Source organism: Petrocella atlantisensis, assembly GCF_900538275.1.
GTDB lineage: Bacteria > Bacillota > Clostridia > Lachnospirales > Vallitaleaceae > Petrocella > Petrocella atlantisensis.
Genome location: NZ_LR130778.1, coordinates 2,514,920 through 2,529,363, shown reverse-complemented (window position 1 = coordinate 2,529,363; position 14,444 = coordinate 2,514,920). Strand labels below are relative to the sequence as shown.

The 14,444-nt window shown below is 37.3% G+C and carries 9 protein-coding genes and 1 pseudogene; 2 read left to right on the top strand and 8 right to left on the bottom strand.

The genetic code is table 11. From position 1 onward, the window contains the following. Nucleotides 1–42: 42 nt before the first annotated feature. Nucleotides 43–2,238, top strand: coding sequence for a methyl-accepting chemotaxis protein (locus PATL70BA_RS11620; protein WP_172596222.1), 2,196 nt, complete (start codon nt 43–45; stop codon nt 2,236–2,238). Nucleotides 2,239–2,279: 41 nt separating this feature from the next. On the opposite strand, the gene PATL70BA_RS11615 is transcribed toward PATL70BA_RS11620, so the two are convergent. From PATL70BA_RS11615 to PATL70BA_RS11600, 4 genes are all read right to left on the bottom strand, one after another. After that, complete coding sequence (locus PATL70BA_RS11615; RefSeq protein WP_125137511.1) at nt 2,280–3,500, bottom strand: ATP-binding protein; 1,221 nt, start codon at nt 3,498–3,500, stop codon at nt 2,280–2,282. 281 nt (nt 3,501–3,781) lie between these two features. Continuing rightward, the gene (locus tag PATL70BA_RS11610) at nt 3,782–4,090 is read right to left on the bottom strand and encodes a type II toxin-antitoxin system RelE/ParE family toxin (protein WP_125137510.1); all 309 of its coding nucleotides are present in this window, start codon (nt 4,088–4,090) and stop codon (nt 3,782–3,784) included. 1 nt (nt 4,091) lies between these two features. Further along, the gene (locus tag PATL70BA_RS11605; RefSeq protein WP_125137509.1) at nt 4,092–4,367 is read right to left on the bottom strand and encodes a type II toxin-antitoxin system Phd/YefM family antitoxin; all 276 of its coding nucleotides are present in this window, start codon (nt 4,365–4,367) and stop codon (nt 4,092–4,094) included. Between the two features lie 303 nt (nt 4,368–4,670). Continuing rightward, complete coding sequence (locus PATL70BA_RS11600) at nt 4,671–9,395, bottom strand: InlB B-repeat-containing protein (RefSeq protein WP_125137508.1); 4,725 nt, start codon at nt 9,393–9,395, stop codon at nt 4,671–4,673. A 178-nt stretch (nt 9,396–9,573) separates the two neighbouring features. Between PATL70BA_RS11600 and PATL70BA_RS11595 the strand changes: the two genes are divergently transcribed. Beyond that, nucleotides 9,574–10,194 (top strand): TetR/AcrR family transcriptional regulator, encoded by a 621-nt coding sequence (locus tag PATL70BA_RS11595; RefSeq protein ID WP_125137507.1) that lies wholly within the window; start codon nt 9,574–9,576, stop codon nt 10,192–10,194. Nucleotides 10,195–10,415: 221 nt separating this feature from the next. Here the strand turns inward: PATL70BA_RS11595 and PATL70BA_RS11590 are convergent, their stop codons facing one another. From PATL70BA_RS11590 to PATL70BA_RS11575, 4 genes and pseudogenes are all read right to left on the bottom strand, one after another. Continuing rightward, the gene (locus PATL70BA_RS11590) at nt 10,416–11,522 is read right to left on the bottom strand and encodes a plasmid pRiA4b ORF-3 family protein (RefSeq protein WP_125137506.1); all 1,107 of its coding nucleotides are present in this window, start codon (nt 11,520–11,522) and stop codon (nt 10,416–10,418) included. A gap of 29 nt (nt 11,523–11,551) precedes the next feature. Further along, nucleotides 11,552–11,632 (bottom strand): annotated as a pseudogene (locus PATL70BA_RS17020) (SEC-C metal-binding domain-containing protein); the annotation flags it as partial. An 826-nt stretch (nt 11,633–12,458) separates the two neighbouring features. Further along, nucleotides 12,459–12,788: a hypothetical protein gene (locus tag PATL70BA_RS11580; protein ID WP_125137505.1), complete on the bottom strand. Its 330-nt coding sequence runs from the start codon at nt 12,786–12,788 to the stop codon at nt 12,459–12,461. Between the two features lie 237 nt (nt 12,789–13,025). Then, nucleotides 13,026–14,438 carry an ATP-binding protein gene (locus PATL70BA_RS11575; protein ID WP_125137504.1) on the bottom strand — a complete coding sequence of 471 codons (1,413 nt, stop codon included), beginning with the start codon at nt 14,436–14,438 and terminating at the stop codon, nt 13,026–13,028. Between the last annotated feature and the right edge of the window lie 6 nt (nt 14,439–14,444).

Here is a 14,444-nt window from a genome sequence, read left to right as displayed (position 1 = left end):
ACATAGGAAGATACTGCGATGCAGTGACTAATGGAGGTAGAAATGGGTCAACAGAAAGTAAAAAAAGTTTTTCTGCAGGATGTAAAAGTAGGGAAAAAAATCGGTGTAGGTTATGCCATCTTGACAACGGTCATATTGGTTGTAGCCCTTGGATCCATGATTAATATTAATAGAATCAGTCATCAGAGTCATTTATTAGAAACCGTTGCCTATGCACAGGAAAGTGTTCTTAGTGCACAGATTGAACAAGCGAATTATGAAAATGACGGACTAGAGGAAACCGCTGACAAGGTCAGAAACTTCCTGGATTTATCTCTTGAGATCGCAAGAACGCCTGCTTTGGCATCAGAGTACGCAAATAGTATGGCTGCTTATGAGGATCAGATTGGCAACTTAAGAAGCGAATTTGAAGGGTATGTTGAACTTGAGAAAGCAAAGAACAATCAGGAAATGATACGGATTGCAATAGAAAACGAAGTTGTATCGGACATCAAGCGCGCCATGGATGTGGCCCAGGTGAACGTCCTATACGGCAATGATCAAAATGCTGTCGTTGAATCTTTCAAGAATTACAACAGACTCCAAACTGCTCTAGATAGCTTCATGGAAGTTCAGCTGTCGGCAACCAAGTTTTCAAAAACGGAATCTGAGACTTATGCAGAGGTACTTAGAAATAATTTTGGTAAGACAAGGTATTTTCTAGAAGAATCATTAAAAGAATCCACATCAAAAGGTGTAACTGAGAGTCTTGAAGATGCAATGAAAAGTCTGGACAAATACGAGAAGGCTTTTGATAACTTCGACAAGTTGTTACTTAAACAACGTCAGCAGTTCATGAATATGAGTGCAGCATCAAAGGCTTCCATAGATCAAGTAAAAGTCATTGAGGAAACCGTTGAAAAAAGAATTATTCAAGTGGAACGTCACTCTGATATAATTGCTGTCATTTCATTGGTTCTTGGCGTATTGTTAAGTATCGGCATTGCACTTAAGCTGACTGTAGGCATTACAAGACCACTGAAAATTATTTTGGATCAAATGGAAGTTATTTCCGAATATGACCTATCTCAGTCTATGGATGCCTCTATCTTATCTAGGCAAGATGAGATGGGTGCATTGGCAAGACGAAGTGAGGGTACTAGGCTTGAACTCATGAAGATTATCAAAGAGATATCAAAAGCATCTGTTGGTGTATCTTTGGCTTCAGATGAATTATCCCAGAGCGGTGAGCATGCTGCAGCAACAGGCCAGGAGATTGCTGCGACCATTGAAGATATTGCAAATGGTGCTTCCGAACAAGCCAGCGCCATTTCAGAAGGTGTCCATGAAATCAACCGGCTTGCTAAGCTCATTGAAGAGGATCAACGTCAAGTGGATAGCCTCAATGAAGCAGCTGGGCATGTTGAACAGCTCAAAGAAGATGGTATGGATATCGTTCGAAGTCTTGTAACTGAGACCCAGATCAGTAACGATGCGACGGCCTCTGCACAAGACATTGTCAGGGCAACCAGTGACAGTGCCATGAAGATTCAAAAAGCCAGTTCCATGATTCGTGATATTGCCGATCAAACAAATCTCCTAGCCTTAAACGCTGCCATTGAAGCTGCCAGAGCAGGTGCTGCTGGTAAAGGATTTGCTGTTGTAGCCGATGAAATCAGAAAATTGGCTGAGCAATCTACAAGATTCACTAAGGAAATCGGTATGGATATCAAAGAACTTATAGATAAAGCTTCAAAAGCTGTAGAAACCATGGAGATGGCAAGAGAAGCTGTACGCAAACAAGAAGAAGATGTTAACCGAACCAATGCAAAATTCAATGGTATCGCAGAAGCTATTGGCATCATGAGGGATAATATTGGGCTCATCAATGACTCCGGTGTCGAGATGTCCGGTCAGATGGTAGCCATCAACAACCTTATACTGTCACTATCCGCTATCTCAGAACAAAATGCAGCCGGTGCCCAGCAGTCTTCCGCATCCATCGTGGAACAGACCAAGCTTCTTGACGCCATGTCAGCTTCGAGTTCGGATCTAGCAAAACTAGCGAACAAGATGGAGGCAAATGTCTCAGTCTTTAGGACCGAATCCGACGAAGCCATGCACCTTGAAGAAAGCCTTCTTGAAGATGCCGTTGTTGAAACCCATGACTCGGTCATGAACCATGTTCTTCATATCCAACAAGACATAGAAGCATCTAAGGAAGCTATCTATGAAGAAGGGTTGCCACCCATTGGGTAACCCACACAACCCTTTCGCTTTCTCCATTATTATTAAACTCCTTAAACATAATCTTCCAATAAATAATCAATAATATTAATCACATGTATTCCTTCAATGTCTTCAAAAGCAACTTTATCTTTTGTGATAATACATTTTGGATAGTTATCATTTATAGCTAGTAATGGTTTTAATTCTCTCTTTCTAGTTTTATCGTCACTTATTGTCAGTGAAACTTGAACATATATTTTTTCTGACGCCTTAGTAGCTATAAAATCTACTTCTAAATCTCCTATCTTACCTATTGAAACTTGATACTCACGTCTAATTAACTCTAGATAAACGATATTTTCAAGTACATAGCCTTCGTCTATAAACTTACTTCCCGCAAGCAAGTAACGTATACCCGTATCAACCAAATAATATTTCTCAAACGTTTTAAGATGCATTTTACCTTTCATATCATACCGATTAACTTTATATATAATAAAGCTACTTATAACCATGCTTATGTAATTATCTATTGTTTCGCTTGTTGTTTTACGACCAGCACTTGTTAGATAATCACTAATTTTTTTCGTTGAAACTATACTCCCAACATTAGCTGCAAGAAATCTTATTAAACTGTCTAATAATGCTGGATCTCTCACACTGTTTTTTTGAATGATATCCTTCATTACAACGGTATTATAAATACCGATTAGTAATTCATTCGTAAGGTTTTCATCATCATCAAACAAGGTTACTGACGGAAGTCCACCATATCTAAAAAAACTGTTAAATCGCTCATCAATTAAAGATTTATTATTATAAGTTTTTATCTCTGAAAAATCTAAAAATTCTTTAAAAGACAATGGAAGCATTTTTATTTCAACATACCTACCCGATAATAAGGTTGCTAATTCTGAAGATAACATATACGAATTTGACCCTGTTAAATATATATCTACATTATAATCAACCAATAACCCATTAATACATCGTTCCCATCCGTCAATCAATTGAATTTCATCTAATAATATATAGGTTTTAATATCCTGCTTCTTGATTTCTTTTGTAATTGTTGTATATAAAGATTTATAATCCAATATATCTATATATTTCATAGATTCAAAATTCATAAAAATAATATGATCATCAGATATATTCGATTTTTCCAAATAGTCTTTATATAACATAAGTAAAGACGACTTTCCACACCTTCTTACACCTGTAATCACTTTTATTACTTGTTTATCTTTCCATCTCAATAATTTATTTAAATATTGGTTTCTGCTTTTCATATAATACCTCCTTATAACTATATTATACTTAAATAAAAAATAAAAACAAGAAGTTTTGCAGTTATAACCGTAAAATTTCTTGTTTTTATTTTTTATTTATCCATAGGCCACATAGACTTTTCCCTTAAGGTTCTTAACGACCAACTTTTAAGATTTCAAACAGTCCTACAAGTGCTTTCTCTAGATTATTTTCTTCTAAAAGATTAGAATATCTAATTAAAAAGATGTCATAATATGAGTGGCGTGTTTTTTGAGACAAAAATTTATATCAAAAAATTCACTTATATGAGATTTCTATACTCCTGTCTACTATCTACAACAGCATATATTGTTACTACCTTGTTTGTATGATCAACTTTATAAAATGCCAAATGCTTTTCCACAATCAATACTCTATATCCTTGTTTACGCAATATCGCATATCTCGGAGTACTTCCGGATTCTGGGAATTCAGAAAGTCGCATCATTGCTTTCTCAAGTTTATCAAGATAATTTAGTGCTACGTCCACGCTTCCGGAATCATCTGCAATATAATAAATCAAATCTCTTAATTGGTTATCTGCTTTTTCAGTTCGGACTATTTGATACATATCAGTCCTCCCTATTTAGTAAGTTGCTTCGAATATCATCAAAGGTTTTTTGAAGTGATTCAACCCTTCCATACTTCACGTCTTCTTCTGCTTCTGCTAATGTACGCAGCAATTCCAATTCCGATGTCATTTGCTTGTATTCCTGCAAGCCTATTACTACTGTATCGCCTCTTCCGTTCTTCGTTATGATTACTGGCTTTCTTGTCTCATGACATTGCTTAGATATTTCATTGTAATGATTTCTAAGGTCCGCTGATGGACGAATATCTTGTTCCATATATTTCACCCTCTCTTATTAAGATAGTCATATTGTATCATCTAACTACTATGTTAGCAATTACAAACTTTAGCCATTTCTCTTAACAACGTAATCCATAAGTTTTATATTATCCTATCATTCTCATACTGGCCTTGATTTGCTTCAAAATGCCAGCTAAACTTAAATCAACCATACCGGTATTGTCCAAATCTCTTTAGATAAAATAACGGATACATAAAAAACGGGTACGGCTAACTCATAAAGTTAACCGTACCTGTTTTTGTTTTGTTATCATTAAAAGAATTTTTAAAGTAGCATCCCTTATTTTGCCAACAGATTGTATAATACCTGTGCCATTTCTGCTCGGTTTGTCGTATCTGTCGGAGAAAGCTTACCATTATGCCCACTAACGATTTCCGTTCCTACAAATAATGTCATGGCGTCTTCTGCCCAACTTGCTATCAGGTTTGCATCGATGTAATCCATTATTTGATTTCCTTCAACCTCTGTAGGAAGTTCACCAATGACCCCTAAGGTATTGTAGAGCAGGGTGAACATTTCCTGTCTGGTGATTTCCTGATTAGGTACAAACAGATTATCACCGATGCCCTTTGTGATACCAAGGGCTTTGGCCTTAGACAGATAACCAGTATAATAGGTATCTCCTGCATCCGCAAAGTTATCTGTCCCGCTTTCATCCGCTTCTATACCGTATGCCCGCATTAACATGGTGATGAATTGGCCTCTTGTTAATTTGGCATTAGGGCTATAGTGGGTTGCATCTGTACCTGTTGTTATGTTTCTTGCTGCAATGAAAGTGACTGCTTGACGATACCACGATGATTCTACAACATCACTAAAGCTCACTTTATTATAGCCGATCATATACTCTGAAAAATGGTTCGTGGTAAAAACAACAGTACCGCTTGCTGCATCATATTTACCCTTAACAGGATTGAGCTTGCCTTCACTATCGATATAATAAACAACGATAGCATCGTCATCTTCCCCAGCTTCCGGTGTATAAGGAATACTAATAGTAGCCTTACCGTTACCAAATTCAGATATATTAGAACTTCCGGCTGATACTGATAAATCATAAACCGGCCTATTGCCTACCGCTTGCTGCATTTCACCTGAAAGTGTGCTTGTCTCTACCCTAGCCATACTAATTGTGATGTTGCCTGTTCCGGCCGCACCGCTAATCGTATTAACCGCCTCTGCATCAAAAGTTATACTTCCAAGACCTGTAGTGACTTTTACATCAGCCTTTGTATCTTCCGCTACTTTGTCAAAGGCGGTTCTATCCATCACTACTTCAACTGTTTTTGCATTGACACTCGCTTCAACTTTGATTTCTATGACTGCCTTCTGTCCAGCAGTTTCACTTTCCTTCGCCTTGTCAGTTAGGGATGTCATTTCACTTGCCCCTACGTCTGCCGTAGCAGTTCCGGTAGCCGTATTGGTTTGAGCTGTAAATGATGTTGTGTTCACATCTTCTGATGGAACTGTCGGGCGCGTTGAACCTGAATTGTTGCCAGTGCTGATTAATGTCCATTGTGCATAAACTGTCATATCTTCCGTTACAGTAGTCGTCGGTGTAAATGTGACGCCGCTACCACCTGCTACGGTATTCCACCCGCTAAAAGTATAGCCTGTTCTCACTGGGGCTGTGGGTAAAGTGCTTACATTACCACCTAAGACTACTAACTTGGTTGTCGGACTTGCATCTGAAGTACCACCATTTTTATCAAAGTTAACCGTATTAGCAAGCACAGGATAGTCATTATTTACACTCGGTAAGATTGTCCATGTGCCCGTCGTTTGTCCACTCTTATTTGCATCTAGTAACATCGCAAAATCATTGTTCTTCATGGCATCTGATATTTTAGATATCACTGAAGCTTCATTTGGCCCCATACCTATACCTACTTTAACATCCACTGAAGATCCAGCTATAACCTGACTTGCATCACCATTCCAATAGCCATAGGCTATACTATTGTTATCAAAATCCTCATCGTCATATCCTATAAAGCCACCCATGACTGTGTTAATTCCACCTGATAAATTCCCAGTAGCATAGTTATTTGTAAACATACTGCCATAAGCATATCCAGCCAAACCACCAACCACGGCATCATCACCACCGGTTACATCCACAGTGGCATAGGCATCCAAGATTGTACTTGCATATACATCTCCAATAAGACCGCCAATATAAACACTCTCACCACCGGATATTCTACCGGATGTATGGCTGTTTATTATACTAATATTATCGGCATATCCAACGAGTCCGCCTATTTCGGCATATACTGCAGATGAATATATCGAAACATCCTCTAACCAGACATTGCTTATGGTTGACTCCGAAATACCTCCAAATAAACCAGCATATATCAACTCTGTGTTCGGCATATCAACTGTTCCCATTGTAAGATTGGAGATTTTTTTATTATTACCATCAAAATCCCCTCTGAAAAATACATAATCACTTCCAATAGGAAACCAGTCATGCCCAGAAAGGTCTATATCTGTAACATTGTCTGCAATTCTAATCGTATAGCCAGAAAAATCATTGCCATCATTAACCTGCTTAGCTACCCAGGCTAGTTCGGCTGCATTATCAATTATATATGTATCGGTATCTTCTTCTAGGTCCGGATCAATTGTGGCCACATTACCAAAGTCTGTCCAATAATTTGTCCACCTTGCATATAAGGTAACATTCGTATTGTCAAAATGGTAATAGTCGGCTTCAGCAAATTTATTTCCATCTTCATCCACCCAGCCTCCAAAATTGAGATTTCCATTTGTAAGACCACTACCAGATGCCAATAAACATGGTTCGCCTTGTGCATATGCGTTGCTATCTACTGGAGTTGTTCCTGTTCCTCCATTAACATCATAAGTGACCGTATAGGTTGGTGTCCACTTTGCATAGAAATTAATATTTGTGCTTCCAATATAATAAGTACCATCTGGTTGAAAAACCGTCCCGCTTCCGCCACTGTTAAGCGTCCAACCGGCAAATCTGAAACTCTCTTTCGTAAGCCCACTGCCAGATAATAATGTAACAAAACTACCCGGCGTATAAGCATTACTATCTATGGGTTCAGTCCCCACGCCTGAATTTGCATGGTACGTTACCGTGTAGCTAGGATTCCACTTCGCATAAAGCTCAGTATCCCCACCGCCCATTGTATACGTTGCGCCAGCAGCATAAACCGTACCGCTTCCGTCACTCGAGAGCGTCCAGCCGCCAAATATATAGTTGGCCTTCGTCAATCCACTACCAGATGGCAATGTGACCAAACCATCTTCTTCATAGGTGTTGATGTCAACAGGTGCATCCCCTAATCCTCCATTAGCATTGTAGAGTACTGAATACGTTGGTTTTGGTGCCCACTGTGCATAGAGTGTCGTATCTTCTGTTATGCTCGTTGTAAAATCAAAGAATGAACCGCTTCCATCACTGGTGAGCGTCCAGCCCGTAAAATCAAAATGTGCCTGTGTTGGATCCGTCATCGTCGCCATCACAGAAATGCCTTCAGTAACATGCATGACTTTATAATCCGTTTCTAAACTTCTAAAAGTAACTGTATTGGTGGTAGAAGGCGTCGTAAAATATAGACCTTCAAGATAAGGATACCCATCATTGAGATCGTAAACAGACGTCCAATCCCTTAATGCTCCGTTATTCGCACTTAGTAGATCAGCAAAAGCCACATCTGTCATTTCATCCCATGACTTTGCCGTTGAATCGTCGGTTGCACGTCCTATTCCAAGCTTTGAATCCATATTACGTGCGACACCATCTACTATCTGTGTTGCATCCTTATTCCAATAAGCATTTGTAATTATGGTATCTACAGTGGTCCCCCTATAGCCGATCAGTCCACCTGCAGATTGGTTAATAACATTGGATTGTGATGTATTAATATCACCAGAGGCATAGCAGTTGGTAACACTGCTTAAGCCGCTATACAAACTCATCCCAATAAGTCCCCCAACAGTATTTGAGGATGTTACGTTTCCACTTGCAAAAGAGTTGGTGATATTACCAGCTCTCCCAAAGCCTACCAAACCACCTGCACAATCACCACCATATACTTCTCCTATGGCAAAGCAGCTTTCTATGTTGTAATAGCTGTGTCCGACTAAACCGCCTGCATCCGATGAACCGCCACCTGTCACATCACCTGTGGCATAGCTGTCACTAATCGTACCCTCTCCTTCAGCAAAGCCGACCAGACCACCAATATATTTGGCACCGCTTCCTGATACATTACCTGTGGCATAACTCTCTGTAATGTTGCCCCCAGTCATCAATCCTACCAAACCACCAACAGGCAGCATACTGCCACCTGCTATGATGTTGATGGACGAAGAACAGCGATCAATATCTGATGTACTAAGACCCACTATACCGCCTACACCGCGGCTTGAACTAACCGCTAAAGTACCACTACCACTTATGATACCCGCAACCGAGCAGTCCGATATTGTACTGCTAAATGCCATTCCCACGATGGCACCGGCTTTTATAAAAACGTTATCTGCAACAGAAGTATAAATAGATACATCTGTCATATTAATATCTTTTATAACGGCATCATCAGCATATCCAATGAGACCAGCCTCGGTAAGGGTCGATGGTTCTGACGCCGTTCCTATTGTCATATTGGATATGGTGTAGCCATTACCGTCAAAGGTACCTGTTAAAGTGTGCTGTTGGAATTCACCAATAGGTACCCAAAAATGTCCCGCAAGATCAATATCATTACTCAAAATAAAAGTAGCACCGCCAGTGTTATTATAAGCGACACTATTAATCTCCTTAGCCACCCATGCAAGCTCTGCGGCATTGTCAATTGTATACGTATTCGAAGCAAAATCATAATCCGGAGCTACCGTTGCTACATTCTCGGCATCTGTCCAGTAACCGGTCGTTTCTGCCGCCACAGGTACCGTAAATGTTATACTTAGTGTTACCGTCATTACCAAAGCCATGAAAATACTGCACATTCTTTTTAATCTCATAAAATTCTCCTTAATAATATTTTTGATAGAGCTATATATACGCCTCCTAGCAATAAATTCATTGAACTAGGCTATTACCACAAGTGTTGTTTTATATGGTATACTAAAAGAAATGATTTTCAATGACTGTAGTCATTGTAACATCTTCGACTTTTTGTGTCAATAAAGGAGATATTATATGGATAAAAAGAAGATCAATAGCAGACAAATTAACGCACTAGAAACAAAAAAAAGAATCTACGAGACTGCCAACCGTTTGTTTAGAGCAAAGGGTTTTCAGAAAGTAAGCGTAGATACCATAGTAGAAACAGCTAAAGTTTCTAAAGGAAGCTTCTATGTTCATTTTGAATCAAAGGACGCTTTGCTTGTCTCTTTGATTGGTGATTATGTAAATGAGATTGATTTAGACTATAAAAATTATATTTTATCTTTAGATATGACATCAGCCTCGGATATTCTAATGTCACTGGTAGGAAAAATTGCAGATGTTCTTACCCATTCAATAGGTTATGACCATATGAATACGCTATACAGAGTGCAGCTAGAAAGAACTATAAACATGGATGCTATATCCGGTTACAATAGGGACATCTACAAAATGTTTAACGACATACTTCAAAAAGGTGTCAATCAAGGTGAATTTATAACAGAAATCCCAGTAGATACACTTTCGAGACACTTGATGATTGCCTTTAGAGGACTCACCTATGAGTGGTGCATTAGGCATCCTGATTTTGAATTAAAGGAACAAGCTCTGAAGCATTTTGAAATATTTCTGAAAGGCATAAAAAAGCAATAAAAGGCATTACTGATTATATTTTTTCTGATAAGCGACCATAAAAAATCCACCCTATAATGGTTCTAAGGTGGATTTTATGTTAAGTTGTCTTTTCTAATATCTTTCATGATACAGCCTCATTTTAATGCATTGTTCTTACTTATAACCTAAGCTATTCAACCAAAAAGTATTACATCTCTAAGCAATAATTTTTATCTATATGATTAACTTTATTTAATCTTCTACCACCAGACATCAATCACCCTAGGACGACTTTTCCATTCGCTAAGTTCCGGTGTCCAGAGTCTCGACCAATTCTTGGTTTCTTCATAATTGGGATTATCTTTGTCCAGCATGATTTCCCTGAATTCAACAAATCCGCCTATACCCCCGACACCTTCAGGTGGCGTTTGTCCTTTTGCCTCTATAAGATACGGAAGTTCACCGTCATATTCTTCAATCACCTGAACCAATTCAATGTCATGTTTCCAGTTATCTCCAAAATCATATGTATAGACCATCTTCTTACTTTTAGGAAAAACATCAGATAAGGTGTGTTCTTTCATGATAATAGCGCTGCTATCATATTCCAGGTCCTCCATAAAGGGTACCAGACTAAGCTCCTTGTCCCCAGTCAATTGGTTAAATACTGTGAAATTATAGAGATGATAGTTACTCCAGTCAAAAAGTTTCTGTATCACCTTATGCATATTTGTAAAACTCAAGTTTGCTGGTACAAGAATCTTTCTTTCCGCAGTATAAACTTCAAGATCAAGAGTAATTCTCAATTCAAATGCACGGCTTTTGTATGGCTGTAATCCTGTCAGATCTTCCATTGCCTTGATCATAGCCTTATATGTATAAAATCCTTCGCCTTTATTGTTTGAATAATTAACGATTCTATAGTTTGAAGCCACACCTATTACATCACTGTACATCTTATCAATGCCATTATATTCTCTTCCAATATGGAAGGAGCACTCCAAACCAGCCTTCGTTACCCAGGCTGAAGCATGTCTGCTACTGTTCTTGGTATATTCAATTGCACCTGAAAGATCCAAGTACACATCCACCATTTCTGTATTCAGATTATATGCCAACAATGTATTTCTGATTGCATTTTTTATCTTTTCCTCAATCTTATTCAGGTCTTTCCTTTTAACCTGATACACTGCAACAGTAAAACGAGTGGCATTATTAACTAAAACAAGCAGGTCCTCGGTTCTGCGGTTTTCCCACACTTTTGCCCAGTTTGCTGTCCATGTGAACAGAGGATCTATATTTTCGTCTATAGCCGGTGGTTTCATACCTAAAGCTTTTGCCAATTTACCTGTTAATGCTATTTGCATCGTATCCTTTCTCCTTTTTTACTGTTTATCTATTTTCCACAGCATTTTTTATACTTTTTCCCTGATCCACAAGGACATGGTTCATTACGTCCGATTTTCTTCTCTTTTACTAGAGGTTGTTGATTGAATCCATCGTTCGCAGCAACTTTTCCTTTCGGTTTTCCTAGCCTTTCCTCTCTTGCATCGAATAATTGCTGATACAAGACGGCATACTCCGGTATTATCGGTCTTTCATCGTTGAACTGAGTCCAATTTCTAAATGCTTCTGTCGCATTAAAATTCTCAAGCTCCATTTTCTTCTTAACAATCATCAGGTCAGTTAATCTTTCAGCAATAATGTCACTCTCTATTATTGATAGACGGTTATATGCTTTGTTTAATATCTTAAAAGCCTTATCAAAATCTTTATACTTGGAGTAGCCCATCCAATATTCATCAGAATAACCTATGTATCCCCATTCATTATCCGGATAATCGTCAATTAACTGGATAAAATGTTGTTCTCCAACTTCAGGTTGTCCCATTAAATAATATGTTTCAGCTAAAGATCTTTTAAGGTTATGAATATTCAAATCATTTTCCACATTCAAGCTTATCAAAAAGCCTAGCAACTCAATTTTTAACATTCCTATCTTTTCTTTAGATTCCTCATCTGCGTCCAAAAGAACATTTCTAAGGGAATCATCATAATCCTGAACCCAATTTCGTATATATTGTGTACCATTGAATATATCATCAAAGGATTTCAAATCGCATAAATGATTTTCCTCAAAATATGCAGTTAATTCATCGAATGCATCTTTCCAGCATGTCACAGCCTTGTGAGAATCCCCATTCAATTCATAACCATATCCTTCTTGCATCATTATATCGAGTTTTATAAACTCCGCGTTAACCGGTTCAGGTTCTATTCCAACATATTTACTGCAGTTGATTTCATATTTCATAATTCAATCTCTCCTGTAAAACCTTCACATTCTCCCTTAATTCATCCGTAAAATCCGAAAGATTATCCATTGTTATCACGCCATCGTTGATTAGGCGTATAATATCAAAGAGCATATCACGCTTTCTTAGCTCGAGAATCACCCCTGGCTTCTTTTTATCTTGTTTGATTTTCTTTTCCAACTCCCAAAATTTTGTTGATGCAGGCAAGTCATCATTCAAAAAGGTCATATATTCTTTAATGAGCTTTTCCATGTATGACTCCTGCCATGAACCAATCTTGTCTTTAAATAGTTTCCAATCTTTTTTTGAAGGTTCCATTTATATTCACTCCCTTAAAAGTAAAATCTATTTCCAAATCTTCTATTAACGCACTTATACATTTATACTTTAACCTACGTATCCATACCTTTCAAGTTCCTTTTCAAACGCGGATCTTCGAGGATATTTTTTTCTAAAATAATCCATATACCTCTGCTTTTCGTTACATATTCCTCTTGACTCCAAGCTTAAAGGGGATTCTTGACACACTCGGATTTTTAACTTGAAGGTAAATGATTAATTTATTCCGAAGCCACCCTTTGCTAAATTGTAATCTACCAAGATAATCTTGTCATCTATTAAGGCGAGATTCTTTAGTTCATCTGTAAAACCTGATTTTGAAAAAAGTATATAATATTTATCTCTTACTTCTTCCTTAATAGCCATACTCTTATCTTGTAACTGCTTTAAAACAGGGACACCTAGCTTTTCATTTCTCCACTTGCATTCACCAAATATAAAGTTATGGCTTATATCATAACCAACAATATCTATTTCCTTATTCTTATCCCACCATCTACCTATTCTAATTAGCCTTAATGGGATTTCCTTTCTTTGGTTAATGTTTCTTACATGTGCTATTGCTATTTTTTCGAATTCATAACCTATAAAATCCATTAATTGTTTTTCAATAATATCTTCATATATGATATCAATATTTCCATCCATTAGTTCAGATACGTGCGGATATACAAATCGATAATAGAACCTAAAAAAACTGTTATCGAGTATATATAATCCTACTCTTGATTTCACCATTTCCTTAGTTTTAATCGTACTTGGGAATTCTTTTCTAATAATCCCCAAATCAATGAGGCTATTTAGATAATATGTCAACTTTGTTTTTTCAACACCTGACAATTGGACTATTTCATTTTGTTTTGTACGGCCTAATGCTATAGCCGTAATAATTGTATTATAAACACTAACTTCCCGAAGTTCTTGCTTCAATAGAAATTCAACTTCATTAAATAATACTGACCCATTTTGTAAAATACTTGTTATAATATTTTCTTTTAGTGACTTTTCTCTATTGATACGACTGAGATAATAAGGCACGCCGCTAAACACACTATAGAAAGCTACTTGCTCATGAAAATCAATATTTGGATAAAACCCTAGGGAAGATTCAAAATCCATTTCTGTAATTTTTAAGACACCTGTTGTTCTTCCATAAAGAGGATTTTTCTCACTTAACAATTCATTCTTCATAAAACTTATGGATGACCCACATAAAATGATTAATATATTCTTCTTTGACAGACTATGATCCCAGATTGATTGAAGTACTGAAGGTATACTTGAATTTCCCTCTACCATATAAGGAAATTCATCAAAAATAATCACAGTTTTTTCTTCCTCAATTAGATTCTCACTTATATAAGAAAACACTTGCTCCCACTGATTAAAAGAATCACTATAAATCTTTTTGTTAAAATGCTCTGTCATAACACTAGTAACTCTATTAAGTTGCATGAAGTCAGTTATTTGATGACCTGAATAGAATACATGCTTTTTGTCTTTAACAAATTCTCTCAAGATCTCAGTTTTACCAATACGTCTTCTACCGTATAAAACAATGAATTCAGCATTTGAACTTGTGTATTTGGTATTTAAATAATCTAATTCATTTGTTCTTCCAACAAACATGGTTTT

What these genes read in the sequence shown, in the direction of transcription:
- PATL70BA_RS11575 (WP_125137504.1), bottom strand. Translation starts at nt 14,438, where the DNA reads ATGTTTGTTGGAAGAACAAATGAATTAGATTATTTAAATACCAAATAC.
- PATL70BA_RS11620 (WP_172596222.1), top strand. Translation starts at nt 43, where the DNA reads ATGGGTCAACAGAAAGTAAAAAAAGTTTTTCTGCAGGATGTAAAAGTA.
- PATL70BA_RS11590 (WP_125137506.1), bottom strand. Translation starts at nt 11,522, where the DNA reads ATGCAAATAGCATTAACAGGTAAATTGGCAAAAGCTTTAGGTATGAAA.
- PATL70BA_RS11610 (WP_125137510.1), bottom strand. Translation starts at nt 4,090, where the DNA reads ATGTATCAAATAGTCCGAACTGAAAAAGCAGATAACCAATTAAGAGAT.
- PATL70BA_RS11580 (WP_125137505.1), bottom strand. Translation starts at nt 12,788, where the DNA reads ATGGAACCTTCAAAAAAAGATTGGAAACTATTTAAAGACAAGATTGGT.
- PATL70BA_RS11615 (WP_125137511.1), bottom strand. Translation starts at nt 3,500, where the DNA reads ATGAAAAGCAGAAACCAATATTTAAATAAATTATTGAGATGGAAAGAT.
- PATL70BA_RS11600 (WP_125137508.1), bottom strand. Translation starts at nt 9,395, where the DNA reads ATGAGATTAAAAAGAATGTGCAGTATTTTCATGGCTTTGGTAATGACG.
- PATL70BA_RS11605 (WP_125137509.1), bottom strand. Translation starts at nt 4,367, where the DNA reads ATGGAACAAGATATTCGTCCATCAGCGGACCTTAGAAATCATTACAAT.
- PATL70BA_RS11595 (WP_125137507.1), top strand. Translation starts at nt 9,574, where the DNA reads ATGGATAAAAAGAAGATCAATAGCAGACAAATTAACGCACTAGAAACA.